Genomic DNA, 24,151 nt, shown 5'->3' with positions numbered 1-24,151 from the left:
GTGTAGTTCCTCCGTCCCTGAGCCCTGAACACACGGACAGGGGTGGAGGTGCGGCCCGGGCATGCCGGACGACCGCCGCTACCGCCGACCCAGTCCTCGAGGTCACCGTGCACAGCCCGCGCGTGACGCCCGGGCGCAGTGGCAGGTCCTCGGACTCGCGGGCCGGTGTTCGGCTCCCGCTCACCGCTGCGGGACAGTCCCGGATTCCCACCGGGTTCCCCTGACGACTGCGCGCCTCAGCGTAGGGACGCCCACAGCGGATGGAAAGGGCGCCTCCGGGGCCCCGACGCACCCCGGCCGTCTCTCTGGCCGGATTGCGTCTCGGTAACCCGCCTCCCCTCGGTGAGACTGTGCTCGATGCTGGTGAACCCGAGGTCCGACGAGAACGGGACGAGCGTCCCGAGACCCGGCTCCGAGCGCGTCGCCCTGCGCGGCGACCTGCGCTCCGCGCTGCCCGACGCCGCCGCGGCGGTCGTGGTCACGGCGGCGGTGTTCGCGCTGCTGTGGGCCCGCATGGAGTCCGGCACCTCCGACACGGTCGCCGTCATGCCGTTCATGGACGACCCCGGCACCTACTGGATGTACCTGCTCAGCCAGGCGTTCGGCTGGTCCGGCCTGCTGTGGGCCTGGGGCACGGTCATGCTGGGGCTGCTCCTGTCGGGGCCGGGCCCCGGCCGGCTGCCGGTCTCCCGGCAGGCCCTGGAGCGCTGGCACCGCACCACGAGCCTGACCACCATGGCCCTGATGTTCGCGCACGCCCTGATGTTCGCTGCGGAACTCGTGCGCTACGAGGCCCAGCTGGGGTGGGCCGAGCGGCTGTGGGCCGGCTTCGCCGACACCTTCGTGCCCGGCTGGTACGACTCCGGGACCGGCCGCATCGCCATCCCCCTCGGGCAGGGCGCCCTGTACCTGGCGATCCCCCTGGGCCTGCTGTTCTACGTCCGGCATCGCATCGGCGCGAACACCTGGCGCCGGCTGCACCGGTTCGTGATCGTCGTGTACGTCCTCAGCGTCTGGCACACCCTGCTCTACGGCACCAACGTCTGGTACGGCGAATGGCCGCGCACCGTGCTGTGGCTGCTGCAACTGCCCGTCGCCGCCCTGCTGGTGCTGCGCCTGCTGCGGCCCGCCCGGCGCGGCGAACGGCTCACCGCACCCGGTGCGCGCGCGGGCGTGACCTGGCCGACCTGGACGGCACGGGCGGCGGGGCGGATCGCCGCCGGGGCCGTGGTCGTCGGACTGCTGCTCGTGGTCGCCTCCGGCCGGGACGGCGGCCGCGAGCGCCCGGCCGAACCGCCCGCGACGCAGCCGCACGCACATGAGACGGACTGAAGCCCTCCACCGGCCGCATGGAATGATGGCCGGCGACATGGCGACGGCGGAACGAGGAAGCCGGTGTGAATCCGGCGCGGTCCCGCCACTGTGACCGGCCATCGGCCCGGGAGCCAGGAGACTCACGCGGTCGCCTCCTCGACGAACCACCGGGGCGGATCTCCCCGGAGAGAGGACAGGTGCGGCATGTCCGCAACCCCGGCCGGAGGGGTTCCGTGCCGCGTCGTCGTGTGCCGGGACTGCTGCTGCGGCACCGCCAAGGTGACCGGCGTCGACCACACGGCCCAGACCGAGCGGCTGCGCGAGGCGGCGCCCGTGCGGGTCTCCGAGTGCCTCGACGTCTGCGACCAGGCCAACGTCATCGTCGTACAGCCGTCGGCGGCGGGCCGGGCCGCCGGGGCCCGCCCGGTGTGGTTCGGTCTGGTCAACGACCCGGCCGCGACCGAGGACATCGTCACCTGGGTCCGCGCGGGCGGCCCCGGCGTCGCACCCCGGCCCGACATCCTCGACCTGTACGCCTTCAGCCCGCTCGTGAAACGACGCGCGGGCACGTCCTGACCCCGGGGCTCAGGACTCCTCGGCCGGCACGCACAGCACGGGGACGTTCGACAGGTGCAGCAGCTTGTGGGGGGTCGAGCCGAGGAGCGCCCCGCGCACCGGGCTCTCGCCCCAGGTGCCCACCACGATGACCCTGCCGTCATGGCGTTCCGCCGCGCCGATCAGGGCCTGCGCGGGCCGCTCGTCGACGAGTTCGACCGTGCTGGGCACACCGGCCTCGTCGGCGACCCGGACCGCGTGGCCGAGCACGGTGGTTCCGGCCTCGCGCACCGCCTCGTGATGGGCGGCGTACTCGTCGCCCGTGACACCCGGGGCCGCCGCGCCGTAGACGATCACCAGCGGTTCGCCGTACGCGGCCGCCACCTCGATCGCGACCCTGAGCGCGCGCAGGGCGCCCGGGGACTCGTCGTAGCCGAGGATCACCGACATCTTCAGGACTCCTTGCGGTGAACGAGGTCGGGGTCGACCGTGCTCGGGCGCTCCGACCAGAACGTGGGGGTCGTCAGCCGCCAGACGACCATGATGATCACGCCCGCGACGGCGACGCCGATGCCGATGACGAGCGGGGGACCGAGCCCGAACCAGGCGCTGCCGGTCACGGAGTTGGCGGGGTCGGCCATGTCCTGGACGGACTCCACCAGCAGCCACGCCAGCAGCCCGGCGCCGATCAGCGGGCCGAGGCCGATGAGGAAGAAGTCCCGGACACTCCTGGTCAGCTGGCGGCGGTAGTACACCGCGCAGGCGAGGCCGGTGAGCGCGTAGTAGAACGCGATCAGCAGGGACAGCGCCGTCAGGGAGTCGAAGAGGGCGTTCTCGCTGATGTTGTAGACGACGAGGTACCAGGCGGTGGCGATGCCGGCGACCCACCAGGTGCTCACGTCCGGGGTGCGGAACCGGGGGTTGATGTGCGCGAAGTGCCGGGGCAGGGCGTACCGGCGGGCCATGGACAGTCCGGTGCGGGACGCCGGGATGATCGTCGTCTGAGTGGACGCCAGCGCGGACGTCGAGACCGCCAGCAGCACGACCCAGTCCCAGCCGCCCATCACCTCCTCCGCGAGCAGCGCGAAGATGAACTCCTCCTCGGCGGCGTTCTCGACGAGGTAGTCCGTTCCCGCGTAGGCGACGACCGCGAAGGCGACCGCGAGGTAGGTCACCAGCAGCAGCACCGTCGACCAGATGGCCGCCTTGCCGGGCGCGGTGGCCGAGTCCTCGACCTCCTCGGTGAGGTTGACCGCAGACTCCCAGCCCCAGTAGATGAACACGCCCAGCAGCAGGGCTCCGGTCAGCGACGCTCCACCGGCCCCGAAGGGATCGAGCCAGCTGAACTTCGGATCGATCGAATCGAGGGTTCCGGTGTCGGCGTAGGCGCGGTAGAGCGCCACCACGGCGAAGGCGAGCAGGCAGACGACCTGCGCCAGGATGAGGACGTTCTGCACCTTGGCCGACACCTCGGTGCCGATCACACAGATGGCCGTCATCACCACGATGAGCAGCACCGTCAGCACCTGGCGTACGACGTCGTTGTCCGCCCAGCTGTCGAGGCCCACCGCGAGCAGGAAGAAGGTCACGGCGACGTCCGCCAGCGACCCGACGACCAGGACACCCGTCATCGCGATGGCCCAGCCGCCGAGCCAGCCCGCCCACGGCCCCATGGCCCGGGTGACCCACGAGAAGGTCGTGCCGCAGTCCTGGTCGACCTTGTTGAGGTAGTAGAACGCCGACGCGATCAGCAGCATCGGCACGAACGACGCGATCATCACCCCGGGGGCGTAGATGCCCACCAGCGCCACGATCGGGCCGATGACCGCGGCCACCGAGTACGCCGGCGAGGTCGCGTTGAGCCCGATGACCAGCGCGTCGACGAACCCGATCGCATTGGGCTTCAGGCTCGCGGACGGTGGCGGGCCCGCGTCCGTGATGTCCTTGGCCATGCTCCCTCACTCCCGTTGTGCGTGGATCCATACAACAGGCAGGTGTGGGGCATTTTAGCTATTGATGGCCTTTTAGATGGCTTATGTCGCCTTTCGGCTCCGTACCAGCAGCCGCAGGAAGTACGGCGTGCCGATGACCGCCGTCATCAGCCCGGCGCCCAACTGGGCCGGGGCGATGACGGTCCGGCCCAGCAGATCCGCCGTACAGACCAGCGCGGCCCCGAGCAGGACGGCGACCGGCACCACCCGCACATGCCGCCGGCCCACGAGGGCACGCGCCGCGTGCGGCGCCACGAGGCCCACGAAGCCGATGGTCCCGGCCGAGGCGACGGCGGTCCCGGCCAGCAGGACGCTCACCACCAGAAAGCCCAGCCTGGTCCCGGACAGCCCGAGGCCCAGCAGCCGCGGGGTGTCCTCGTCCAGGGAGACGAGATCCAGCTCGGTGCGCCGCGCGACCGCGACGGCCAGACCCAGCGCCAGCACGAGCGCGACGGGCACGACGTCCGGCATGGTCCGCCCGTACGTCGAACCGGACAGCCAGGTCAGCGCCTTCGTGGCGTTGAACGGGTCGGTGAGCACGATGAGCAGGCTGATCAGGGCCGTGGAACCGGCGGCCATGCCGATCCCGACGAGGACCAGCCGGTTCTGCCGGTAGCCGCCCCGGGCCGCGAGCCCGAAGACGATGGCGGAGGCCAGCGCGGCGCCCCCGAACGCGGCACCCGCGATGCCCCAGGAACCGGCCGCGGGCACGGTCGTCACCAGCAGCACGGCGCCCAGCGCGGCGCCGCCGGAGACACCCAGCACCCCGGGCTCCGCGAGCGGGTTGCGTGTCACGGCCTGCACCAGCGTGCCGGCCAGGGCCAGCGACGCGCCCGCGCACAGGGCCGCGAGCACCCGCGGCACCCGCGTGTCCAGCACGAAGGAGACGGCCTGACCGGCCCGCCCCTGCGCCCAGTTCGCGACATCGCCGAGCAGGAGCTTGCTGTCGCCGAGCAGTACGCCGGCCAGCGTGACACCCACGACCACGGCGGCCAGGACGCCCACCGTGACCAGGAACGCCGTCCGGCTCGGGATGCGCAGCCGGTCCGGCGCGTCGGCCCCGGCGGTGTCCCGCAGCCGCAGGGCCGTCACCACCAGGAACACGGCACCGACCAGGCTGGTGACGATGCCGGTGGGCACGGCGACCGCCCGGTCCGACGGGACGAGCGCCCGCAGCAGCACGTCCGACCCGAGCACCAGCGCGGCACCCGTGAGCCCGGCGACGGGCAGGGCCGCCCGGGCGCGCACGAAGCCCCGGAACCTGCGGGCGAGCGGACGCACCAGGGCGGGGGCGCACAGGCCGACGTAGCCGATGGGCCCGGCGAGGGTGACGGCCGCCGCCGACAGCAGCGCCGCCAGCACGACCACCGTGACCCGGGTGGCGTGGACCGGGACGCCCAGCCCGCGTGCCGCGTCGTCCCCGAGGGCGAGCGCGTCGACCCGCCGCGCGACCAGCAGCAGCCCGACGAGTCCCACCACGGCGACGGGCAGCATCTGCACGACGCCGTCGAAGCCGTTCTGGCCGATGCTGCCCTGGTTCCACTGGTAGAGGCCCTCCGTCTGCTGCGGGAACAGCAGGAGCAGACCCTCCGTCACGGAGTTCAGGCCCAGCGCCAGCGCCGTACCGGCGAGGACCAGCCGTACCGTGCCCGTGCCCAGCCCGGACAGGGCGAGCACGACGGCCGCCGCCACCAGCCCGCCCGCGAAGGCGACGCCCGAGGAGGCCAGCAGCGGCAGGGAGACGCCGGTCGCGCCGACCAGACCGAGCGCCAGATACGAACCGGCGTTCACCGCCAGGGTGTCGGGCGAGGCGAGCACATTGCGGCTGACCGCCTGGAGGACGGCGCCCGCGATGCCGAGGACGACGCCGACCACGATGCCGGCGGTCATCCGCGGCAGCCGGGAGGCGATGACCACGGACGCGTCGCCCGGATCGGCCTGCCCGGTCAAGGCCTTGAACACCTGTGCCGGCCCGACGGCGGCGGTGCCCTGGGTGATGTCCACGACCGCGAGCGCGGCGACGAGGAGGACGAGCCCGGCCGTCACCGCGGCCGCGCCCGTCCGGGACGCGGCCGCCGGCGGGCGGGTGGTGCTGGGGGGTGCTTCGGTGACGGCCATGGCTCCGGTGCTTCTGCTTCGTCCGAGCGGCTGTTTCGCCGGCTGCTACTTCGTCAGCTCGCCGACGAGGGCGTCGATGTACGCCTCCATCGACTCGGGGCCGCCGAACATCCAGATGCCGTCGGGCAGCCGGTGCACCTTGTCCGCCTTGACGAACGGCAGGGACGTCCACACGGCGTTCTTCTTCAGCTGACCGGAGAAGGGGTTGCTGGACTTGTCCTCGTCGTTGCCTATGTAGGCGAACTGCACGTCCTTCGGCAGGCCGGTGAGGCCCTCGACGTCGGTGGTGCCGAGGCCGTAGGCCGGGTCGCCCTTGACCTTCCAGGCGTTCTTCAGGCCGAGCTGCTTGTTGACCGAGCCGATGAGGGAGCCGTCGGTGTACGGGCGCAGGGAGACCTGGTTGGCGGTGACATAGCCGTCGGAGAAGGCGATGTCGGAGCCGTCGAGCTTGGCGTCGGCGAGGGCCTTCTTGCCCTCGGCGACCTTGGCCTCGAAGCTCGTCCGGGCGGCCTTCGCCTTGTCGGTGGTGCCGGTCGCCTTCGCGATCAGGTCGAGGTTCGTGAACATCTGACCGATCTGGTCGGACGCGTCGGCCGACTTGATCTCCAGGACCGGGGCGATCTTCCGCAGCTGCTTCACGGCCGCGTCCGGCAGATCGGAGCTGGCCACGATGAGGTCGGGGGAGAGCGAGGCGACGGTGTCCATGCTGGGCTCGCCGCGGGTGCCGATGTCCTTCGGCTCGTTCTTCAGCGGAACGGCGGTGTCCCAGGTCTTGTAGCCCTTGACGTCGGCGACGCCGACCGGGTCGACACCGAGGGTGATGAGACTCTCGACCTCGTTCCACTCGGTCGCGACGACCTTCTTCGCGGGACCGTCGAGCTGCACCTTCGCGCCGGTGGAGTCGGTGAGGGTGATCGCCTCGGAGGTCTTCTTCGCGCTGTCCGCGGCGGGCTCGGTGGTGCCGCAGGCGGCAAGGGTGAGCGCCGCGGCGGTGGTGGTGGCCGCGGTGAGCAGGATGCGTCTCATGAGGTGGTGCCGAGCCTTTCGCTTCGGGTGTTGCGGGTGTGGTGCCGGCCGATCGGACGGGTCCGCAGTCGGCCGGTGTGGGGGTCTGTGTCGACGTCGATCCGGATGCCGTAGACGGCGGTCAGCCGCTCCGGGGTCAGGACCTCCTCGGGCGGGCCCTCGGCGACGATCCGGCCCGCTTCGAGCAGCGTGATCCGGTCGGCGATGGCCGCCGCCTGGTCGAGGTCGTGCAGCACGACCCCGACGGCGATCCCGTGGTCGTCCGCCAGGTCGCGGACGAGGTCGAGGAGTTCGATCTGGTAGCGCAGGTCGAGATAGGTCGTCGGCTCGTCCAGCAGCAGCACACCGGTCTCCTGGGCGAGGCAGCTCGCGAGCCAGACCCGCTGCAACTGCCCGCCGGAGAGGTGGTCGGCGCCGCGCTCGGCGAGCTCGGTGACCCCGGTCAGCGCCAGCGCCCGCTCGACCGCGGCCGAGGCGTCCGGGTCGGGGCGGCCGAAGCGGCCCCGGTAGGGGTAGCGGCCGAACTCGACGAGGTCCCGCACGGTCAGTCCGCTGGGCGTGGGCCGGCCCTGGGTCAGCAGGGCCACGTACCGCGCGAACTCCCGGGCGGTCAGGGCGAGGCCGTCGGTGGCGTCGTCGATCCTGAGCGCGGCCTCACGGGCCCGCTGCAGCCGGGCGATCGTCCGCAGCAGCGTCGACTTCCCGCTGCCGTTGGGGCCGACCAGGACGGTCACCTCACCGGGCCGCAGCGCGATCGCCGCGTCGTGCACGACGTCGACGCCGTCGTACGACACGGTCACGCCCGTGGCCGAAAGTTGATGCCCGCGCAGACGCTGTCCGCCGGCCGTTTCTTCACCAGATCTCACGCGGCGAAGGTTAGCCTAACCTTAGTGCAGGTCGGGAGGGGGGTGCCCGAACCGTGATCTCAGCCGGCCGGCCAGGAGGCCGGATTCCACACCCCCGAGCGGCGCAATGACTGCGGGCAGTGCAGATAGATCTCGTCAATCTCCAGCACCAGGGCGAGGGTGGGGCGCTTGCCGTCCCGCGCCGTCATGGCGTCGAAGAACGGGGCGTCGGTGAGGATGCGGGCCCGTCCGTTGACCCGCAGGACCTCCTTGCCGCCGGGTATCAGATAGAGCAGCCCGGCGTGCGGGTTGTCCAGGATGTTGTGGAAGCTGTCGCCGCGCCGGTTCCCGGGCCGGTCGGGCAGGGCGAGCGTGCCCGAGTCCACGATGTGCGTGAAGCCGGGGGCGTCCCCGCGTGGGGAGACGTCGCAGTTGCCCTGGGTGTCGGAGGTGGCCAGCAGGCAGAACGGGGAGCGGGTGATGATGTCCCGGTCCTGGTCGGTGAGCCGGTCGTGGACCTTCTCGATCACCACGGGCCAAGGTTCGCCCAGCAGTTCACGCAACTCGGCGGGTGATCCCAGCTCCACCCAGCCCTCCTCGCGCGCGGCGACGGTGTCGGTCGTGTGCGGCAAGGCGGGCTCCCGTGATCGGCCGTGATCGATTAAGTAAGGCTCACCTTACCTGGGGCGCCCCGTCTGTGATCGCTCGGGTGAGCGAACTGCCCGGGTACGGTGGGGGAATGCTGTCCGAGGTCACCGCCACCCGCTACATCGCACCCCTGCGATCCGGCGGCTCCGTCCCCGGCGTCGTCGAGGCGGACGACCTCGGCACGTACGTCGTGAAGTTCACCGGCTCCGCCCAGGGCCGCAAGGCGCTGGTCGCCGAGGTGATCGTGGGGGAGCTGGCCCGGGCGCTCGGGCTGCGCTTCCCGGAGCTGGTCCTCGTGCGCTTCGACCCGGCGATCGCCGACGCCGAGCCCCACCAGGAGGTGCGGGAGCTGCACGCGGCCAGCGCGGGCGTCAACCTCGGCATGGACTACCTTCCGGGCGCCCGGGACTTCACACCGGAGATCGCCCGGGACTTCCCGGTCGACCCCCTGGAGGCGGGCAGGATCGTCTGGCTCGACGCCCTCACCGTGAACGTCGACCGGACGGTCCACAGCTCCAACCTGATGGTCTGGCCCACGCTGGGCGTCGCGCCCCCGCGCCTGTGGCTGATCGACCACGGCGCCGCCCTCGTCTTCCACCACCGCTGGGACGGCGCCGACCCGGCCAAGGCCTACGACTTCCGGCATCACGCCCTCGGCCACTACGGGCCCGATGTGCGGGCCGCCGACGCCGAGTTGGCTCCCCGGGTGACCGAGGAACTGCTGCGCGGCATCCTCGCGGAGGTCCCCGACGCCTGGCTCGCGGAAGAGCCCGGCTTCGCGACCCCGGACGCGGCACGCGAGGCCTACGTGACATACCTCCACGCGCGCGTGCGGTCCTCGGAGGCCTGGCTGCCCACCGGCTTCCCCACCCGGGAGGAGCTCGCCGCCGAGGAGGCCGACCGGGCGGCGAGAACCCAGCAAGGACGACCCGCGTGGCTCAAGCAGGTCCCCGATCTGCACGGCAAGCCCGCGGCCCAACAGGATTGGTCGGTGCACCTCGGATGAGTGGCCGTGTCGAGATCGAGTACTGCACCCAGTGCCGCTGGCTGCCCCGCGCGGCATGGCTGGCGCAGGAGTTGCTCACGACCTTCGAGGCGGAGCTGACGGAACTGGCGCTCAAGCCGGGCACGGGTGGCGTGTTCGTCGTCCGCGTCGGCGACGAGGTCGTCTGGGACCGCCGAGAGCAGGGCTTCCCCGAACCGACCGCCGTGAAGAAGGCCGTACGCGACCGAGTGGCCCCGGGGAAGACCCTGGGCCACTCGGAGCGGTGACGGTTCAGCCGCTGACCGTTCAGCCCTTGAGCTGCTCGTACGCCGGCAGCGTCAGGAAGTCGGCGTAGTCCTCGTCGAGGGAGACCGTCAGCAGCAGGTCGTGCGCCTGCTGCCAGTTGCCGGCCGCGAAGGCCTCGTCGCCGATCTCGGCGCGGATGTTCGCGAGTTCCTCGGCGGCGACCTTGCGGGCCAGCTCGGCGGTGACCTGCTCGCCGTTGTCGAGGACGACCTCCGCGTTGATCCACTGCCAGATCTGCGAGCGGGAGATCTCGGCGGTGGCCGCGTCCTCCATCAGGTTGAAGATCGCGACCGCGCCGAGCCCGCGCAGCCAGGCCTCGATGTAACGGATGCCGACCTGCACGGCGTTGACCAGACCCGCGTAAGAGGGCTTGGCGTCGAGCGAGTCGACGGCGATCAGATCGGCCGCCTTGACGTCGACGTCCTCGCGCAGCCGGTCCTTCTGGTTGGGCTTCTCGCCGAGGACCTTGTCGAAGGACTCCAGCGCGATCGGCACCAGGTCGGGGTGGGCGACCCAGGAGCCGTCGAAGCCGTCCCCGGCCTCGCGGTCCTTGTCGGCGCGGACCTTCTCGAAGGCGACCTTGTTGACCTCGGCGTCCTGGCGGGACGGGATGAAGGCCGCCATGCCGCCGATCGCGTGCGCGCCGCGCTTGTGGCAGGTGCGGACGAGGAGTTCGGTGTAGGCGCGCATGAACGGGGCCGTCATCGTCACCGCGTTGCGGTCCGGCAGGACGAACTTGGCGCCGCCGTCACGGAAGTTCTTGACGATGGAGAAGAGGTAGTCCCAGCGCCCCGCGTTCAGCCCGGAGGCGTGGTCGCGCAGCTCGTAGAGGATCTCCTCCATCTCGTACGCGGCCGTGATCGTCTCGATCAGCACGGTCGCGCGGACGGTGCCCTGCGGGATGCCGACGTACTCCTGCGCGAAGACGAAGACCTCGTTCCAGAGGCGGGCCTCCAGGTGCGACTCCGTCTTGGGGAGGTAGAAGTACGGGCCCTTGCCGAGGCCCAGCAGACGCTCGGCGTTATGGAAGAAGTACAGGCCGAAGTCGACCAGCGCGCCGGGCACCGGGGTGCCGTCGGCGTCGACGAGGTGACGCTCGTTCAGATGCCAGCCGCGCGGGCGCATGACGACCGTGGCGAGTTCCTCGTTCGCCTTCAGCGCGTACGACTTGCCGGACCTCTCATCCGTGAAGTCGATGTTCCGGGTGTAGGCGTCGCTCAGGTTGAGCTGGCCGAGGATCACGTTCTCCCAGGTGGGCGCGGAGGCGTCCTCGAAGTCCGCGAGCCACACCCTGGCGCCCGAGTTGAGGGCGTTGATGGTCATCTTGCGGTCGGTGGGGCCGGTGATCTCGACGCGGCGGTCGTTCAGCGCGTCCGGGGCCGGGGCGACCTTCCAGGAGTCGTCGGCGCGGATCGCGGCGGTCTCCGGGAGGAAGTCGAGGGTGGAGGTGCGGGCGATCTCGGCGCGGCGCTCGGCGCGGCGGGCGAGGAGTTCGTCACGCCGGGGCGTGAACCGCCGGTGCAGCTCGGCCACGAAGGCCAGCGCCGCTTCGGTGAGGACCTCCTCCTGCCGCGGCAGGGGCTCGGCGTCGACGATGGCCAGCGGTGACGGCGCTGGTGCGGACATGAACGGTCACTTCCTTCAGCGAGCTACGAAGACGAGGCGGCGGTTCGGCACCGGGTGCCAGTCTTCCCGGATACGGCGGTCGGCGCCCGTGGAGCCCTCGGGCGCTTCTGAACTGTGGATACTAGTTTCCTCATAGTGGAAGTTCAATCGTGTGTTGACGTCGAGACTCTTTGGATCGAGGAAAGGTGGCGCTGCGTGCCACCCCGCTCACTCAAGGTGGGCCAGATCGGCCTCGGTGTCGATATCGAAGGGCCGGGCCACGTCCCCGCACTCGACCAGCGTGATCGCCGGCTCGTGTTCCTTGAGATAGGCGCGTGCCCCCCGGTCCCCCGTGGCGGCCTGGGCGATCCCCGCCCAGTGGGCGGCCCCGAACAGGACCGGATGGCCCCGCACCCCCTCGTACGCGGCCGACACCAGCGACTCCTCGCCCGTGTACGCCCCGAGGACCCGGGCGACCGCCCGCGCGCCGATGCCGGGCTGGTCGACGAGCGAGACCAGGGCGGCCCGGGCGCCCGTACCGGCGAGCGAATCCAGCCCGGCTCGCAAGGATGTGCCCATGCCCTGCTCCCAGTCGGGGTTGTCGACGAGGACGCAGCCCGGCAGGACGGCGCGTTCGCGCACCTCTTCGGACCGGGCGCCCAGGACGACGTGGACCCGTGTGCAGCCGCCCTCCCGCAGCATCCGCACCGCGTGCTCCACTAGCGGCCGCCCCCTATGGGGGAGCAGTGCCTTGGGCCGCCCTCCGAGTCGTCGGCCGCCCCCGGCGGCCAGCAGGACCCCGGCAACCTCCCGGGCCTCTTCCGGCGTCTTCCGTGTCGTCATGGATCCTGCATACCGCACGATCCGGGCCGAGAAGTCACGCAGCGGAGCAAGTCGATGACGCAATGGACTGGCGCCTGGTGGGCCCTGTCGTTTACTGTCGCCCGCACCGACCGTCCGGGTGTCCGATCGCCGCCCGGTGTGGGGGACTTCGCGTCGGAATGGCACGCGCACGACGAGGTGCGAGGGGGAGGACTGTGTTGCGGAGCGTGGAGCAGAAGCGGCAGGGGCCTGTGACCAGCGGCGACGAGGACCCGCGCGTGACGGAGCTGCGCTCCGCCGTGTCCGGGCTGCGCCGCCGGCTCGCCGCCCATCCCGCCGATTTCGCCGACCGGACCATCGCCGAGGAGGAACTGGCCGCGCTGGACGCGATGGCCGTCGCCGGCATCCCCGAGATCCCGCGGCTGCGCCGCTCCCTGCTGCTGATCGCGGGCGCGATCGGCTCGGTGAGCGCGCTGTCCCCCGGCCTCTCGGAGGTCCGCCGGGCCGTGGACCTCTTCGGAGGGTCGGTGCGCGGGGAGGGCTGATCCGCCGCGCCGGGGCTGAACGTCAGGCGGGGTTCTGGTTGGCCAGGGCCTGAGACAGTTCGGCGGCGACCTGCTGGAGCACCGGCACGATCTTGTCCATCGCCGCCTCCGTGACCCGGCCCGCCGGGCCGGAGATGGAGATGGCCGCGGCGGTGGGGGAGTCCGGCACCGAGACCGCCAGGCAGCGGACCCCGATCTCCTGCTCGTTGTCGTCGATCGCGTAGCCCTGCCGGCGGACGTCCTCCAGCGCCGCGATGAACCCGTCCGGCGTCGTGATCGTCTTCTCCGTCGCGGCGGGCATGCCCGTGCGGTGCAGCAGGGCGCGCACCTCGTCCGCCGGGAAGCTCGCGAGCAGGGCCTTGCCCACGCCCGTGGAGTGCGGCAGCACGCGCCGGCCGACCTCCGTGAACATGCGCATCGAGTGCTTCGACGGCACCTGCGCGACGTACACGATCTCGTCCCCGTCCAGCAGCGCCATGTTCGCCGTCTCGCCGGTCTCCTCGACCAGCCGGGCGAGGTAGGGCCGGGCCCAGGTGCCCAGCAGCCGGGAGGCCGACTCGCCGAGCCGGATCAGTCGCGGACCGAGCGCGTACCGCCGGTTCGGCTGCTGACGGACGTACCCGCAGGCCACCAGGGTGCGCATCAGGCGGTGGATGGTCGGCAGGGGCAGTCCGCTGCTCGCGGACAACTCGCTCAGGCCGACCTCGCCACCCGCGTCCGCCATCCGTTCGAGCAGGTCGAAGGCGCGCTCCAGGGACTGTACGCCGCCGTTGGCGGAGGACCGGGCGGAGTCGGTGGTGCTGGCGCTGGACGTCGGCACGGCGCGTTCCTTTCGGGACTGGCGGCGGAAGAGCTGAAGCCTACCCGGCAGTCGGTTGACTCCCCGCTCGTACGTAGCTACGTTCTGCGTACTGGAAGTCTAATTCCGCTTTGTGGAAACGTCCAGGACTGGTCGCATGAAGGGCGCCAAGGTCCAGTGTGCCCTTGACTGGCATGGAAGAGGGAGTGAGACTCCTTCAACAGAAAGTTGAATTCCGGTAGGTGGAAGTAACAGGTGGAAGTAAGGGGTTCGGGTGTCCGACGCTGAACTGGTGCTCCGCTCGACGCGTGTCATCACTCCCGAGGGGACGCGCGCCGCGTCCGTCGCGGTCGCCGACGGCACGATCACGGCCGTCCTGCCCTACGACGCGCCCGTACCGGAGGGCGCCCGCCTGGAGGACCTGGGTGACCACGTCCTGCTGCCCGGCCTGGTCGACACCCATGTGCATGTGAACGACCCCGGCCGCACCGAGTGGGAGGGCTTCTGGACCGCCACCCGCGCCGCGGCGGCCGGTGGCATCACGACCCTCGTCGACATGCCCCTCAACTCCCTCCCGCCGACCACGACCGTCGCGCACCTGCGCACCAAGCAGCGGGTCGCCGCCGACAAGGCGCACATCGACGTCGGCTTCTGGGGCGGCGCCCTGCCCGACAACGTCAAGGACCTCCGCCCGCTGCACGAGGCCGGCGTCTTCGGCTTCAAGGCGTTCCTGTCGCCGTCCGGCGTGGACGAGTTCCCGCACCTCGACCGCGACCCGCTCGCCCGCGCCATGGCCGAGATCGCCGCCCTCGACGGACTGCTCATCGTGCACGCCGAGGACCCCCACCTCCTCGCCACCGCCCCGCAGCAGCCCGGCCCCCGGTACTCCGACTTCCTCGCCTCCCGCCCCCGGGACGCCGAGGACACCGCCATCGCCCAGCTCATCCGCGAGGCGAAGGCCCTCCACGCGCGCGTGCACATCCTGCACCTGTCCTCCAGCGACGCCCTGCCGATGATCGCCGAGGCGAAGGCGGAGGGCGTCCGCGTCACCGTGGAGACCTGCCCCCACTACCTGACCCTCACCGCCGAGGAAGTCCCCGACGGCGCCAGCGAGTTCAAGTGCTGCCCGCCGATCCGCGAGTCCGCCAACCAGGACCTGCTCTGGCAGGCGCTCGCCGACGGCACCATCGACTGCGTCGTCACCGACCACTCCCCGTCCACCGCCGACCTCAAGACGGACGACTTCGCGACCGCGTGGGGCGGCATCTCCGGGCTCCAGCTCAGCCTGGCGGCGATGTGGACGGAGGCCCGCCGGCGCGGCCACGGTCTGGAGGACGTGGTCCGCTGGATGTCCGCCCGCACCTCCGAACTGGTCGGGCTCGACACCCGCAAGGGCGCCATCGCGGTCGGCCGCGACGCCGACTTCGCCGTCCTCGCACCCGACGAGACCTTCACCGTCGACCCGGCGGCCCTCCAGCACCGCAACCACGTCACGGCGTACTCGGGGAAGACCCTCCACGGCGTCGTGAAGTCCACCTGGCTGCGCGGACAGCGCATCGTCGCGGACGGCGAGTTCACCGAACCGAAGGGGCAGCTCCTCACCCGAACCGACTGAGTCCCCTCCCAGACCTCGAAAGGCAGATCTGATCACCGTGACGGCGACCCCGAGCTTCACCGGCGACGCGAACCCCTACGGAGGCGGCGACCCTTACGCGGACTACCGCATCGCCGACTTCCCCTTCACCCAGTACGCCAATCTCGCCGACCGGCGCCTCGGGGCCGGTGTCCTCGCCGCCAACGACGAGTTCTTCGCCCAGCGCGAGAACCTCCTGGTGCCCGAGCCCGCCGAGTTCGACCCCGAGCACTTCGGGCACAAGGGCAAGATCATGGACGGCTGGGAGACGCGGCGGCGGCGCGGTGCCTCCGCCGGTCACCCGTGGCCGACGGCCGAGGACCACGACTGGGCCCTGGTGCGTCTCGGCGCGCCCGGGGTGATCCGCGGGATCGTCGTCGACACGGCCCACTTCCGCGGCAACTACCCGCAGGCGGTGTCCGTCGAGGGCGCCTCGGTGCCGGGCTCCCCCTCGCCGGAGGAACTCCTCGGGGACGACGTGAAGTGGACGACCCTGGTCCCGCGCACCCCGGTCGGCGGCCACGCGGCGAACGGTTTCTCCGTCGAGGCCGAGCAGCGCTTCACCCATCTGCGGGTGAACCAGCACCCCGACGGCGGCATCGCCCGCCTGCGCGTGTACGGCGAGGTCGTCCCGGACCCCGAGTGGCTTCAGACCCTTGGCACCTTCGACGTCGTCGCCCTGGAGAACGGCGGCCGGGCGGAGGACGCCTCCAACCTCTTCTACTCGCCCGCCTCCAACACCATCCAGCCGGGCCGCTCCCGCAAGATGGACGACGGCTGGGAGACCCGGCGCCGCCGCGACCAGGGCAACGACTGGATCCGCTACCGGCTGGCCGCCCAGGCGCGGATCCGCGCCCTGGAGATCGACACCGCCTATCTCAAGGGCAACAGCGCCGGCTGGGCGTGCGTGTCGGTCAGGGACGGCGAGGACGGCGAGTGGCGCGAGATCCTGCCGCGCACCCGCCTCCAGCCCGACACCAACCACCGCTTCGTCCTCCCGGAGCCGGCCGTCGGCACGCACGCGCGCGTGGACATCTACCCCGACGGCGGCATCTCCCGGCTGCGGCTGTTCGGCTCCCTGACGGAAGACGGCGCGAGGCGCCTCGCGGCACGTCACCAGGAGCTGGGCGGCTGAGCCGAACCCGACCCATGGGGCGCACCGGCCTGACAGCACCGGTGCGCCCCATGTACGTGTACCTGCCTCAGGCCGCGTGCCCGCCGTCCACGGCGAACTCCGCACCGGTCACATACGTCGCCCCCGCGAGGTAGGCGACCATCGACGCCACCTCGTCCGCCGTCCCGTACCGCCCCAGCGCGGTCATCGCCGCCTGGCCCTGTGCGTACGGACCGTCCGCCGGATTCATGTCCGTGTTGATCGGGCCGGGGAGGACCAGGTTCGCCGTGATCCCGCGCCCGCCCAGCTCCCTGGCCAAGGCTTTCGTCAGACCGGCCAGGGCCGCCTTGCTCATCGCGTAGAGCGTCCCGCCGGGCCCCGGCACGCGGTGTGCCATGCAACTGCCGATCGTGATGATCCGCCCGCCCTCGTGCAGCCACGCGGCGGCCGCCCGGGACGCCAGGAAGACACCTCGTACGTTGATGTCGAGGACCCGGTCGACGTCCTCCAGGGACAGCGTCTCCAGCGGCCCGAGAACCCCCACGCCCGCGTTGTTCACCAGGATGTCGAGGCCGCCCAGCGCCTCGGCCGCCGAGGCCACCACACCAGCGGCCTCGGCGGCGTCCGCCGCATCCGCCCGCAGCGCCACCGACCGGCGCCCCAGCGCCGACACGGCCCGTACGACCTCCTCGGCCGCCTCCTTGCCGTGCACATAGCCGACGGCCACGTCCGCGCCCTCTTGGGCCAGCCGCAGCGCCGTAGCTGCGCCGATGCCACGGCTCCCGCCGGTCACGAGAGCGGCCTTGCCGTGCAGAGCCTTCTGAACAGTCGCCTGAGAAGTTCCTTGTGAAGTCATGTCTCCATCCCAGCGGCCGCCCCACGGCGACGCTGGCGGCGAACGGACATCGAAGTCCCCGGCCGGACGCACGCGTGGCGTACGGTCCAGCGATGAGTTGCGGGTGCCTGCGGGGTCTGAACCCATGACAACGGACCCTCATCGTTCCGGAAAGGCAGGCACCCGCCATGGGCAAGCTCGTCTCCACCCTCTTCGTCACGCTCGACGGCGTCTACCAGGCCCCCGGCGGGCCGAAGGAGGACACCCGCGGGGACTTCCCCCACGGCGGCTGGAGCTTCTGGTACGCCGACGAGGACTTCGGCCGGTTCGTCACCGACGTCTTCGCCCGCCCGGCCGCCTTCCTGCTCGGCCGCCGTACCTACGACATCTTCTCCTCGTACTGGCCCAAGATGACCGACCCGGACGACCCGGTCGCCTCGAAGCTCAACTCACTGCCGAAGTACGTGCCTTCCTCGACCCTGAAGGATCCCGACTGGGCGGGCACCACCGTGCTCTCCGGGGACCTCGGCCAGGAGGTCACCGACCTGAAGGAGCGCACCGACGGCGAGATCCAGGTGCACGGCAGCGGCGCCCTCGTCCGCTCCCTGCTCTCGCTCGACCTCGTCGACACCCTCCACCTGCTGACCTTCCCGGTCGTGCTCGGCACCGGCTTCCGGCTGTTCCCGGAGGGCGCCGTACCGACCGCGTTCCGGCACCGGGGAGGGAGCGTCTCCGGCGCGGGCGTCTCGATGCAGACGTACGACCTGGCGGGCCGCCCGGAGTACGGCGAGTACAAACTGCCGGAGGACGCGTAGCCGCTTCACTCCAAAGGGTTAACTTCCCGCAAACTCATGGGACTTGACGGGAAAATCTCCGCGCTTGACATTGACATGCCACTGTCTACGCGCGTCATCATGAGCACATGAATTTCCCCCCACGCGCCTCGCGGCTCGGCGCAGCAGCCGCCCTCGTATCCGCTCTCCTCATCGGCGGGACCGTCTCCGCCACCACGGCCGACGCGGCCCCCACCGCCGTCGGTGACATCTGCTACAGCAAACTGCCGTCCCAGGCCCACGACACCCTCGACCTGATCGAGCAGGGCGGCCCCTACCCGTACGAGCAGGACGGCACCGTCTTCCAGAACCGGGAGGGCATCCTGCCCCAGCAGTCGACCGGGTACTACCACGAGTACACGGTCAAGACCCCCGGCTCCTCCAACCGCGGTGCGCGGCGCATCGTCACCGGTGAGGAGAACCAGGAGGACTACTACACGGCCGACCACTACGAGTCGTTCGACCTGGTCGACTACGGCTGCTGAACCGGCGGCCACTTCGGTGAACACCGGCCGGAAGTCCGCCCGGACGCTCAGACGGACTTCCGGCTCCCGGCCGCCGCGAACAGGGCCACGCCCAGCACGAGCAGGGTGACGCTCGCGTAGATCTCGTAGCCGTCGAGGAACCCCAGCCGTTGCACGAGCCCCCAGTCCCAGTCGGTGAACTCGTGCACCAGGCCCGCCACGCCCTGGACGAGGGCGAGGAAGCCGAGAATCTCCAGTACCTGCTTCATGCCACGAGCCTCGCCCCGCGGACCCCCCACACGCGTCGGCCGCGGGGCGCGCATCCGGTGACGGAAGTCCCTGTCCTGGCCCGGCCGCCCGTATCGAAAGTCTCGGGTGTGACGACTTTCGTCGACGATCCCGCCCGGGAAGCGGTCGAACCCCGCCGGGCTGCGTAGATTTGTCGACCGTGAGTCGTGACAACGCGGGGCAGTCGGCCCCGGTGCTGCCGGGGGAGACACCCTCGCTGTTCACCGGGCCCAGATGGTTCATCCCCTCCGCCCTGCTGCGCGAACTCGACCCGGACACCGAACGGGACGGGCGCCGGCCCCGGCGCACCGCGCGCGACTGGGTCGTCGACTTCTGCTGCTTCCTGCTCGCCGTGCTGGTCGGGATGATCGCCATGGAGGCGCTCGTCGAGAACCCCCACGTCCCGGCGGGGCTGGCCGTCGTCGACCAGATGATCGGCGCGCTGGCCTGCGCGGCGGTCTGGCTGCGCCGCCGCTGGCCGCTGGGTCTCGCCGTGGCGCTGACCCCCGTCACCTTCGTCTCGGACACCGCGGGCGGGGCGGGCGTGATCGCCCTGTTCACCCTCGCTGTGCACCGCCCCTTCCGGTACGTGGCCTGGGTGGGCGGCGTCAACGTGTCGCTGGTCCCGCTGTTCTACTGGCTGCGCCCCGACGCGGACATCTCCTACCCGGTGAGCGTGGTCTTCGCCGTGCTGCTCACGGTGGCGATCGTCGGCTGGGGCATGTTCGTACGGGCCAAGCGGCAGTTGCTGGTGAGCCTCAGGGACCGTGCCCGGCGGGCCGAGACGGAGGCGCGGCTGCGGGCCGAGCAGGCGCAGCGGCTTGCCCGCGAGGCCATCGCGCGGGAGATGCACGACGTACTCGCCCACCGGCTGACGCTGCTGAGCGTGCACGCGGGCGCCCTGGAGTTCCGGCCCGACGCGCCCCCGGCACAGACCGCGCGGGCGGCGGGTGTGATCCGGGAGAGCGCGCACGAGGCCCTCCAGGACCTGCGGGAGATCATCGGCGTGCTGCGGGCGGGCGAGCCCGACGACACGGGCAGACCGCAGCCGACCCTCGGGGCGCTGGACACGCTGGTCGCCGAGTCCCGCCAGGCCGGAATGAAGGTCTCCCTGGACCAGCGCGTCGGCGACCCCGCCGCCGTCCCGTCCTCCGTCGGCCGCACCGCCTACCGCATCGCCCAGGAGGGCCTGACCAACGCCCGCAAGCACGCGCCCGGCACGGAGGTCACGGTGTCCGTCACCGGCGCCCCGGGCGACGGCCTCACCGTCTCCGTCCACAACCCGCCCCCCGAGGGCGAGGTGCCCCCCGTCCCCGGCTCCGGCCAGGGCCTGATCGGCCTGACGGAACGGGCGACCCTGGCGGGCGGCCGCCTCGCGCACGGGCCCACGCCGGAGGGCGGGTTCGAGGTACGGGCATGGCTGCCCTGGGGGTGACGGGCCCGGCTCGTCCGCCCGTGCGCGGCCCCATGACCCCTCCCGCCGCCGCCAGTTGACTTGACTGCGGAGATGGCTGATGTTGGTGCCGCCTTCAGCGCCGCGAGTAACGGAAGGAACACCACGTGAGTTTCGGGGGACCCGCCAACCCGTACCAGCCGCCCGGGCCACCGGCCGGGGGACCGTACCCGCCGCCTCCGGCCCCGGGCCCCTACGTACCGCCCCAGCCGGGCCCGGCACCGTACGGCTACCCGCAGCCACAGCCGTATCCCCATCCCTATCCGTACGCCCACCCGCATCCCCACCCGTATCCGCCGCAGCCTCACCCGGGGCCCGGGCCGGGGCAGGGCGGTGTGCGCGTCGGTGAATGGCCCTCGCTGCGCCAGCTGTTGCGGCAGGGACGGTCGAACACCTCCGGCTGCATGTGGCTGGTGCTGCTCGCCCCGTGCACCTGGTTCGCGTTCCTGCCGCTCGTGGTCGGCTACTCGTTCGCGCGCTCGGCCCGCAACCGGGCCCACCGGCTCTTCCCGCGGCACGGGCACCGGGCCGTCGACGACGGGCAGGTCACGCGTGTGCAGAAGGTACGGGCCTGGACCGCGGCCGCCATGTCCCTGATGCTGCTCGCCGTCTACGGCAAACCCGAGGACGTCGCCGAAGCCCAGCAGCAGTACATGATGCGGCTGGCGGTCACCCCGCCGCTGCTGCTCCTGAGCGCGCCCGTCGTGATCGCGCTGCTCTTCCGCTGGGCGTCGGCGGAGCGACGGTCGGCGATGCGCGCCAGTGTGCGGGCCGCCCTGCGGTCGGCCGGGTGGTACGTCGGCGCCGTGACGGCCCTCCCGCTGCTCGGCGGGGCGATCATCCTGCTCGGCCGGAACAGGTCGCCCTCCGCCGGGGTGTCGGAACCCACTCCCTGGCTGATCCTCGCGGCGGCCCTGCCCCTGGTCTGGCTCCTGTTCTTCATCGGCTTCGCCACCGGCCCGGCCATCCGCACCGGTTTCAACACCGCGACCGTGCACGCGGCGCTCCCCGCCCTGCTGACCGGCACCCTGGTATGGGAGTTCACGGTCATCAGCCTGGTCGCGGGCGGTCTGCCGCCCGGCCCGCCGCTGATCCAGGCCCTCGCCGTCATCGGCGGCCCCGCCTCGGTGACGGCGGTGGTCTGGTGGGAGATCCGCCGCCTGCGCACCCTGTTCGGCGTGACCCTGCGCGCCGAGCCGCGGCCGTGATTACGTAACGCCCATGACTGCGATCAGACTTCTCCTCGTCGACGACGATCCGCTGGTGCGGGCCGGGCTGTCCTTCATGATGGGCGGCGCCGACGACATCGAGATCGTCGGAGAGGCCGCCGACGGCGGCGAGGTGGAGGAACTCGTCGACCGCACCCGCCCGGACGTCGTGCTCATGGACATCCGGATGCCGACGGTGGACGGTCTCACGGCCACGGAACGGCTGCGCGCCCGCCAGGACGCCCCGCAAGTGGTGGTGCTCACCACCTTCCACGCCGACGAACAGGTGCTGCGGGCGCTGCGCGTGGGCGCCGCCGGTTTCGTCCTCAAGGACACCCCGCCCACCGAGATCCTCGCGGCGGTACGCCGGGTCGCGGCCGGCGACCCGGTCCTGTCGCCCACCGTCACCCGCCAGCTCATGCGGCACGCGGTCGGCACCGCCGCCGACACGCGCCGCGCACGCGCGCGTGCCCGCATGGCCGTCCTCAACGACCGCGAGCGCGAGGTCGCCGTGGCGGTCGGCCGGGGCCTGGCCAACGCCGAGATCGCCACCGGCCTCTACATGAGCGTCGCCACCGTCAAGACCCACGTCTCCCGCGTCCTGGCCAAGCTCGACCTCAACAACCGGGTGCAGATCGCGCTGCTGGCGTACGACGCGGGGCTCCTGGAGGAGGAGGAACACGAGGGGCACTGACCCCCGGCGCCCGGTCGTCCTCGTACGGGTCCGCCGTCACGCGAACGTCTGGGCCGCCCCGCCGGGGATCTCCGCCAGCCGCACCGCCCTGCGCTCCCGGCGCGACAGCTCGCACGCCTCGGCGATCCGCAGGGCCTGCAGCGCCTCGCGCCCGTCGCAGGGGTTGGCCCGCTCGCCCCGGACGACCTCGACGAACGCGTTCAGCTCCGCCTCGTAGGCCGGGCCGAAGCGCTCCAGGAAGCCCGTCCAGGGCTTGTCGGCGGCCGGCGGCCCGGTCGGTTCGGTGGACGCGATCGGCGTACGGTCGTCCAGGCCGACCACGATCTGGTCCAGCTCCCCGGCGAGCTCCATGCGCACGTCGTAGCCGGCCCCGTTCATCCGGGAGCCGGTGATCGTGGCGAGCATGCCGTCGTCGAGGGTGAGCAGCGCGGCGGCGGTGTCGACGTCGCCGGCCTCACGGAACATCGCCGGCCCCGCGTCGGACCCGGCCGCGTACACATCGGTCACCTCCCGGCCCGTCACCCAGCGCAGTACGTCGAAGTCGTGGATCAGGGTGTCCCGGTACAGCCCGCCCGACAGCGGCAGCCAGTCGGCGCGCGGCGGCGACTGGTCACTGGTCAGCGCCCGGACGGTGTGCAGCCGCCCCAGCCTGCCGGACCGCACGGCCTCGCGGGCGCCCGTGTAGCCCGTGTCGAAGCGGCGCTGGAAGCCCATCTGAAGGACCGTTCCGACCGTCTCGACCTCGGCGATCGCGCTCAGGGTGCCCGGCAGGTCCAGCGCGATGGGCTTCTCGCAGAACACCGGCAGGCCCGAGCGTGCTGCCCGACCGATCAGTTCGGCGTGGGCCGACGTGTTCGTCGTGATCACCACGGCGTCGACCCCCCAGCGGAAGATCTCCTCCACGCCGGGCGCCGCCGTCTCACCCAGCCGGTGTGCCAGGTCCTGGGCCCGTGTGGGGTCCGCGTCCGTGAGGATCAAGGACCCGACGTCACGGTGCCGGCTGAGCGTGTTCGCGTGGATCGTGCCGATGCGGCCCGTCCCGATGACCCCGATGCGCATGAAAACAAAGTGCGTGCACAGCCCGCCCCTGTCAATCTGTTTGTCCGGACAATCTGACTACACAACTTCCCGTCAACAACGCACGGAGCTACGCTCGGCCCGTGCCGAAACCAGAAGTGGACCCGACCGTGCAGCTCGAGCTGAGCGTGGACCGCAGCTCTCCCGTGCCGTTGTACTTCCAGCTGTCCCAGCAGCTGGAGGCAGCGATCGAGCACGGCACGCTGACCCCCGGCAGCCTGCTGGGCAACGAGATCGAGCTCGCGGCCCGGCTCGGCCTGTCCCGGCCGACCGTCCGCCAGGCCATCCAGTCGCTCGTCGACAAGGGCCTCCTCGTACGCCGCCGCGGCGTGGGCACCCAGGTCGTCCACAGCCAGGTCAAGCGCCCGCTGGAGCTGAGCAGCCTCTACGACGACCTGGAGGCGGCGGGCCAGCGCCCGGCCACGAAGGTCCTGGTCAACACGGTGGAGCCCGCCTCCGCCGAGGTCGCCGCCGCACTCGGTGTCGCCGAGGACAGCGACGTCCACCGCGTCGAACGCCTGCGCCTCGCCCACGGCGAGCCCATGGCCTACCTCTGCAACTTCCTGCCCCCCGGCCTCATCGCCCTCGACACCGACCAGCTGGAGACCACCGGCCTCTACCGCCTGATGCGCGCCGCCGGCATCACCCTCCACAGCGCCCGCCAGTCCATCGGCGCCCGATCGGCGACAGCACCGGAGGCCAAGCGACTCGCGGAGCAGGCGGGGGCCCCGCTGCTGACCATGCAGCGCGTCACGTTCGACGACACGGGCCGAGCAGTGGAATACGGCACACACACCTACCGCCCGACGCGCTATTCGTTCGAGTTCCAGCTTCTTGTGAGGACTTGAGGGGGGCGCGTTTCCTGGGGGCGCGGGGCTGTGCCGATGTGCGGCTCCGCCGCGTGGGCGCGACCAGCCCACGACGCGCCCGCACCCGGCAATGATCCGCACCACCCCGCCCCTGCCCCGCTCCGCACACACCCCCACGGTGAGG

At 71.8% G+C, this 24,151-nt stretch carries 25 protein-coding genes and 2 riboswitches; of the genes, 13 read left to right on the top strand and 12 right to left on the bottom strand.

Annotation, left to right across the window (positions count from 1 at the left end; genetic code table 11):
• Window positions 1-123: 123 nt before the first annotated feature.
• Window positions 124-268, bottom strand: a riboswitch (cobalamin riboswitch).
• 89 nt (window positions 269-357) lie between these two features.
• A complete protein-coding gene (locus tag KJK29_RS06040; protein WP_215117667.1) occupies window positions 358-1,332 on the top strand; it encodes a ferric reductase-like transmembrane domain-containing protein in 975 nt (324 codons plus the stop codon).
• Window positions 1,333-1,347: 15 nt separating this feature from the next.
• Window positions 1,348-1,472: riboswitch (cobalamin riboswitch) on the top strand.
• A 46-nt stretch (window positions 1,473-1,518) separates the two neighbouring features.
• Entirely contained in the window at window positions 1,519-1,890 is a 372-nt protein-coding gene (locus KJK29_RS06035) for a (2Fe-2S) ferredoxin domain-containing protein (protein WP_215117666.1), read from the top strand.
• A gap of 9 nt (window positions 1,891-1,899) precedes the next feature.
• Here the strand turns inward: KJK29_RS06035 and KJK29_RS06030 are convergent, their stop codons facing one another.
• From KJK29_RS06030 to KJK29_RS06005, 6 genes are all read right to left on the bottom strand, one after another.
• Complete coding sequence (locus tag KJK29_RS06030) at window positions 1,900-2,319, bottom strand: universal stress protein (RefSeq protein ID WP_215117665.1); 420 nt, start codon at window positions 2,317-2,319, stop codon at window positions 1,900-1,902.
• A 2-nt stretch (window positions 2,320-2,321) separates the two neighbouring features.
• Window positions 2,322-3,821: an APC family permease gene (locus KJK29_RS06025; protein WP_215117664.1), complete on the bottom strand. Its 1,500-nt coding sequence runs from the start codon at window positions 3,819-3,821 to the stop codon at window positions 2,322-2,324.
• Window positions 3,822-3,902: 81 nt separating this feature from the next.
• Window positions 3,903-5,978 (bottom strand): iron ABC transporter permease, encoded by a 2,076-nt coding sequence (locus KJK29_RS06020; protein ID WP_215117663.1) that lies wholly within the window; start codon window positions 5,976-5,978, stop codon window positions 3,903-3,905.
• 45 nt (window positions 5,979-6,023) lie between these two features.
• Window positions 6,024-7,004 carry an ABC transporter substrate-binding protein gene (locus KJK29_RS06015; RefSeq protein WP_215117662.1) on the bottom strand — a complete coding sequence of 327 codons (981 nt, stop codon included), beginning with the start codon at window positions 7,002-7,004 and terminating at the stop codon, window positions 6,024-6,026.
• Window positions 7,001-7,870 carry an ABC transporter ATP-binding protein gene (locus tag KJK29_RS06010; protein WP_215117661.1) on the bottom strand — a complete coding sequence of 290 codons (870 nt, stop codon included), beginning with the start codon at window positions 7,868-7,870 and terminating at the stop codon, window positions 7,001-7,003. Before KJK29_RS06010 ends, KJK29_RS06015 begins: the two co-directional genes overlap by 4 nt.
• A gap of 59 nt (window positions 7,871-7,929) precedes the next feature.
• Window positions 7,930-8,481 carry an MSMEG_1061 family FMN-dependent PPOX-type flavoprotein gene (locus tag KJK29_RS06005; protein WP_215117660.1) on the bottom strand — a complete coding sequence of 184 codons (552 nt, stop codon included), beginning with the start codon at window positions 8,479-8,481 and terminating at the stop codon, window positions 7,930-7,932.
• Window positions 8,482-8,588: 107 nt separating this feature from the next.
• Here KJK29_RS06005 and KJK29_RS06000 point away from each other — a divergent pair, with 107 nt between their 5' ends.
• Together KJK29_RS06000 and KJK29_RS05995 are read left to right on the top strand one after the other, a co-directional pair.
• A complete protein-coding gene (locus tag KJK29_RS06000; protein WP_215117659.1) occupies window positions 8,589-9,503 on the top strand; it encodes a HipA family kinase in 915 nt (304 codons plus the stop codon).
• On the top strand, window positions 9,500-9,769 hold the full coding sequence (locus tag KJK29_RS05995; protein ID WP_030242193.1) for a SelT/SelW/SelH family protein: 270 nt from the start codon (window positions 9,500-9,502) through the stop codon (window positions 9,767-9,769). Before KJK29_RS06000 ends, KJK29_RS05995 begins: the two co-directional genes overlap by 4 nt.
• A 19-nt stretch (window positions 9,770-9,788) precedes the next feature.
• Here the strand turns inward: KJK29_RS05995 and aceB are convergent, their stop codons facing one another.
• Window positions 9,789-11,414 carry a malate synthase A gene (aceB, locus tag KJK29_RS05990; protein WP_215117658.1) on the bottom strand — a complete coding sequence of 542 codons (1,626 nt, stop codon included), beginning with the start codon at window positions 11,412-11,414 and terminating at the stop codon, window positions 9,789-9,791.
• Window positions 11,415-11,621: 207 nt separating this feature from the next.
• Entirely contained in the window at window positions 11,622-12,236 is a 615-nt protein-coding gene (locus KJK29_RS05985) for a nucleotidyltransferase family protein (RefSeq protein WP_215117657.1), read from the bottom strand.
• Between the two features lie 230 nt (window positions 12,237-12,466).
• Here KJK29_RS05985 and KJK29_RS05980 point away from each other — a divergent pair, with 230 nt between their 5' ends.
• Window positions 12,467-12,760, top strand: coding sequence for a DUF5955 family protein (locus KJK29_RS05980; protein WP_215124173.1), 294 nt, complete (start codon window positions 12,467-12,469; stop codon window positions 12,758-12,760).
• A gap of 22 nt (window positions 12,761-12,782) precedes the next feature.
• Here the strand turns inward: KJK29_RS05980 and KJK29_RS05975 are convergent, their stop codons facing one another.
• Window positions 12,783-13,580, bottom strand: coding sequence for an IclR family transcriptional regulator (locus KJK29_RS05975; RefSeq protein ID WP_215117656.1), 798 nt, complete (start codon window positions 13,578-13,580; stop codon window positions 12,783-12,785).
• Between the two features lie 253 nt (window positions 13,581-13,833).
• On the opposite strand from KJK29_RS05975, the gene allB reads away from it, so the two are divergent.
• Both allB and alc read left to right on the top strand, forming a co-directional pair.
• Window positions 13,834-15,174 carry an allantoinase AllB gene (allB, locus tag KJK29_RS05970; protein WP_215117655.1) on the top strand — a complete coding sequence of 447 codons (1,341 nt, stop codon included), beginning with the start codon at window positions 13,834-13,836 and terminating at the stop codon, window positions 15,172-15,174.
• Between the two features lie 37 nt (window positions 15,175-15,211).
• Window positions 15,212-16,327, top strand: coding sequence for an allantoicase (gene alc, locus KJK29_RS05965; RefSeq protein ID WP_215117654.1), 1,116 nt, complete (start codon window positions 15,212-15,214; stop codon window positions 16,325-16,327).
• 67 nt (window positions 16,328-16,394) lie between these two features.
• Here alc and KJK29_RS05960 read toward each other — a convergent pair whose 3' ends face one another.
• On the bottom strand, window positions 16,395-17,162 hold the full coding sequence (locus tag KJK29_RS05960) for an SDR family oxidoreductase (RefSeq protein ID WP_215117653.1): 768 nt from the start codon (window positions 17,160-17,162) through the stop codon (window positions 16,395-16,397).
• Between the two features lie 167 nt (window positions 17,163-17,329).
• On the opposite strand from KJK29_RS05960, the gene KJK29_RS05955 reads away from it, so the two are divergent.
• Both KJK29_RS05955 and KJK29_RS05950 read left to right on the top strand, forming a co-directional pair.
• Entirely contained in the window at window positions 17,330-17,956 is a 627-nt protein-coding gene (locus KJK29_RS05955) for a dihydrofolate reductase family protein (protein ID WP_215117652.1), read from the top strand.
• Window positions 17,957-18,063: 107 nt separating this feature from the next.
• On the top strand, window positions 18,064-18,459 hold the full coding sequence (locus KJK29_RS05950) for a ribonuclease domain-containing protein (RefSeq protein ID WP_215117651.1): 396 nt from the start codon (window positions 18,064-18,066) through the stop codon (window positions 18,457-18,459).
• A 47-nt stretch (window positions 18,460-18,506) separates the two neighbouring features.
• Here KJK29_RS05950 and KJK29_RS05945 read toward each other — a convergent pair whose 3' ends face one another.
• Window positions 18,507-18,707, bottom strand: a complete 201-nt coding sequence (locus tag KJK29_RS05945) for a hypothetical protein (RefSeq protein ID WP_215117650.1) — start codon at window positions 18,705-18,707, stop codon at window positions 18,507-18,509.
• A gap of 170 nt (window positions 18,708-18,877) precedes the next feature.
• Here KJK29_RS05945 and KJK29_RS05940 point away from each other — a divergent pair, with 170 nt between their 5' ends.
• From KJK29_RS05940 to KJK29_RS05930, 3 genes are all read left to right on the top strand, one after another.
• On the top strand, window positions 18,878-20,161 hold the full coding sequence (locus KJK29_RS05940; RefSeq protein WP_370869116.1) for a sensor histidine kinase: 1,284 nt from the start codon (window positions 18,878-18,880) through the stop codon (window positions 20,159-20,161).
• A gap of 422 nt (window positions 20,162-20,583) precedes the next feature.
• A complete protein-coding gene (locus KJK29_RS05935; RefSeq protein ID WP_215124171.1) occupies window positions 20,584-21,387 on the top strand; it encodes a hypothetical protein in 804 nt (267 codons plus the stop codon).
• A gap of 13 nt (window positions 21,388-21,400) precedes the next feature.
• Entirely contained in the window at window positions 21,401-22,081 is a 681-nt protein-coding gene (locus KJK29_RS05930) for a response regulator transcription factor (RefSeq protein WP_215117649.1), read from the top strand.
• A 36-nt stretch (window positions 22,082-22,117) separates the two neighbouring features.
• On the opposite strand, the gene KJK29_RS05925 is transcribed toward KJK29_RS05930, so the two are convergent.
• A complete protein-coding gene (locus KJK29_RS05925; protein WP_215117648.1) occupies window positions 22,118-23,140 on the bottom strand; it encodes a Gfo/Idh/MocA family protein in 1,023 nt (340 codons plus the stop codon).
• Window positions 23,141-23,268: 128 nt separating this feature from the next.
• On the opposite strand from KJK29_RS05925, the gene KJK29_RS05920 reads away from it, so the two are divergent.
• Window positions 23,269-24,006 (top strand): GntR family transcriptional regulator, encoded by a 738-nt coding sequence (locus KJK29_RS05920; protein ID WP_215124170.1) that lies wholly within the window; start codon window positions 23,269-23,271, stop codon window positions 24,004-24,006.
• Window positions 24,007-24,151 lie beyond the last annotated feature (145 nt).

The sequence above is a fragment of the Streptomyces koelreuteriae genome (assembly GCF_018604545.1).
Classification (GTDB): domain Bacteria; phylum Actinomycetota; class Actinomycetes; order Streptomycetales; family Streptomycetaceae; genus Streptomyces; species Streptomyces koelreuteriae.
Note: the sequence above shows the minus strand (reverse complement) of the source record. Positions and strands in the feature narration are given on the sequence as shown.

Bases quoted from the DNA above. Each gene is read 5' to 3' on its own strand.
- KJK29_RS06025 (WP_215117664.1), bottom strand. From the start codon at position 3,821: ATGGCCAAGGACATCACGGACGCGGGCCCGCCACCGTCCGCGAGCCTG.
- KJK29_RS06000 (WP_215117659.1), top strand. From the start codon at position 8,589: ATGCTGTCCGAGGTCACCGCCACCCGCTACATCGCACCCCTGCGATCC.
- KJK29_RS05960 (WP_215117653.1), bottom strand. From the start codon at position 17,162: ATGACTTCACAAGGAACTTCTCAGGCGACTGTTCAGAAGGCTCTGCAC.
- KJK29_RS06030 (WP_215117665.1), bottom strand. From the start codon at position 2,319: ATGTCGGTGATCCTCGGCTACGACGAGTCCCCGGGCGCCCTGCGCGCG.
- KJK29_RS06020 (WP_215117663.1), bottom strand. From the start codon at position 5,978: ATGGCCGTCACCGAAGCACCCCCCAGCACCACCCGCCCGCCGGCGGCC.
- aceB (WP_215117658.1), bottom strand. From the start codon at position 11,414: ATGTCCGCACCAGCGCCGTCACCGCTGGCCATCGTCGACGCCGAGCCC.
- KJK29_RS06035 (WP_215117666.1), top strand. From the start codon at position 1,519: ATGTCCGCAACCCCGGCCGGAGGGGTTCCGTGCCGCGTCGTCGTGTGC.
- KJK29_RS05950 (WP_215117651.1), top strand. From the start codon at position 18,064: ATGAATTTCCCCCCACGCGCCTCGCGGCTCGGCGCAGCAGCCGCCCTC.
- KJK29_RS05925 (WP_215117648.1), bottom strand. From the start codon at position 23,140: ATGCGCATCGGGGTCATCGGGACGGGCCGCATCGGCACGATCCACGCG.
- KJK29_RS05955 (WP_215117652.1), top strand. From the start codon at position 17,330: ATGGGCAAGCTCGTCTCCACCCTCTTCGTCACGCTCGACGGCGTCTAC.
- KJK29_RS05930 (WP_215117649.1), top strand. From the start codon at position 21,401: ATGACTGCGATCAGACTTCTCCTCGTCGACGACGATCCGCTGGTGCGG.
- KJK29_RS06040 (WP_215117667.1), top strand. From the start codon at position 358: ATGCTGGTGAACCCGAGGTCCGACGAGAACGGGACGAGCGTCCCGAGA.
- KJK29_RS06015 (WP_215117662.1), bottom strand. From the start codon at position 7,004: ATGAGACGCATCCTGCTCACCGCGGCCACCACCACCGCCGCGGCGCTC.
- KJK29_RS05985 (WP_215117657.1), bottom strand. From the start codon at position 12,236: ATGACGACACGGAAGACGCCGGAAGAGGCCCGGGAGGTTGCCGGGGTC.
- KJK29_RS05995 (WP_030242193.1), top strand. From the start codon at position 9,500: ATGAGTGGCCGTGTCGAGATCGAGTACTGCACCCAGTGCCGCTGGCTG.
- KJK29_RS05935 (WP_215124171.1), top strand. From the start codon at position 20,584: ATGTGGCTGGTGCTGCTCGCCCCGTGCACCTGGTTCGCGTTCCTGCCG.
- KJK29_RS05945 (WP_215117650.1), bottom strand. From the start codon at position 18,707: ATGAAGCAGGTACTGGAGATTCTCGGCTTCCTCGCCCTCGTCCAGGGC.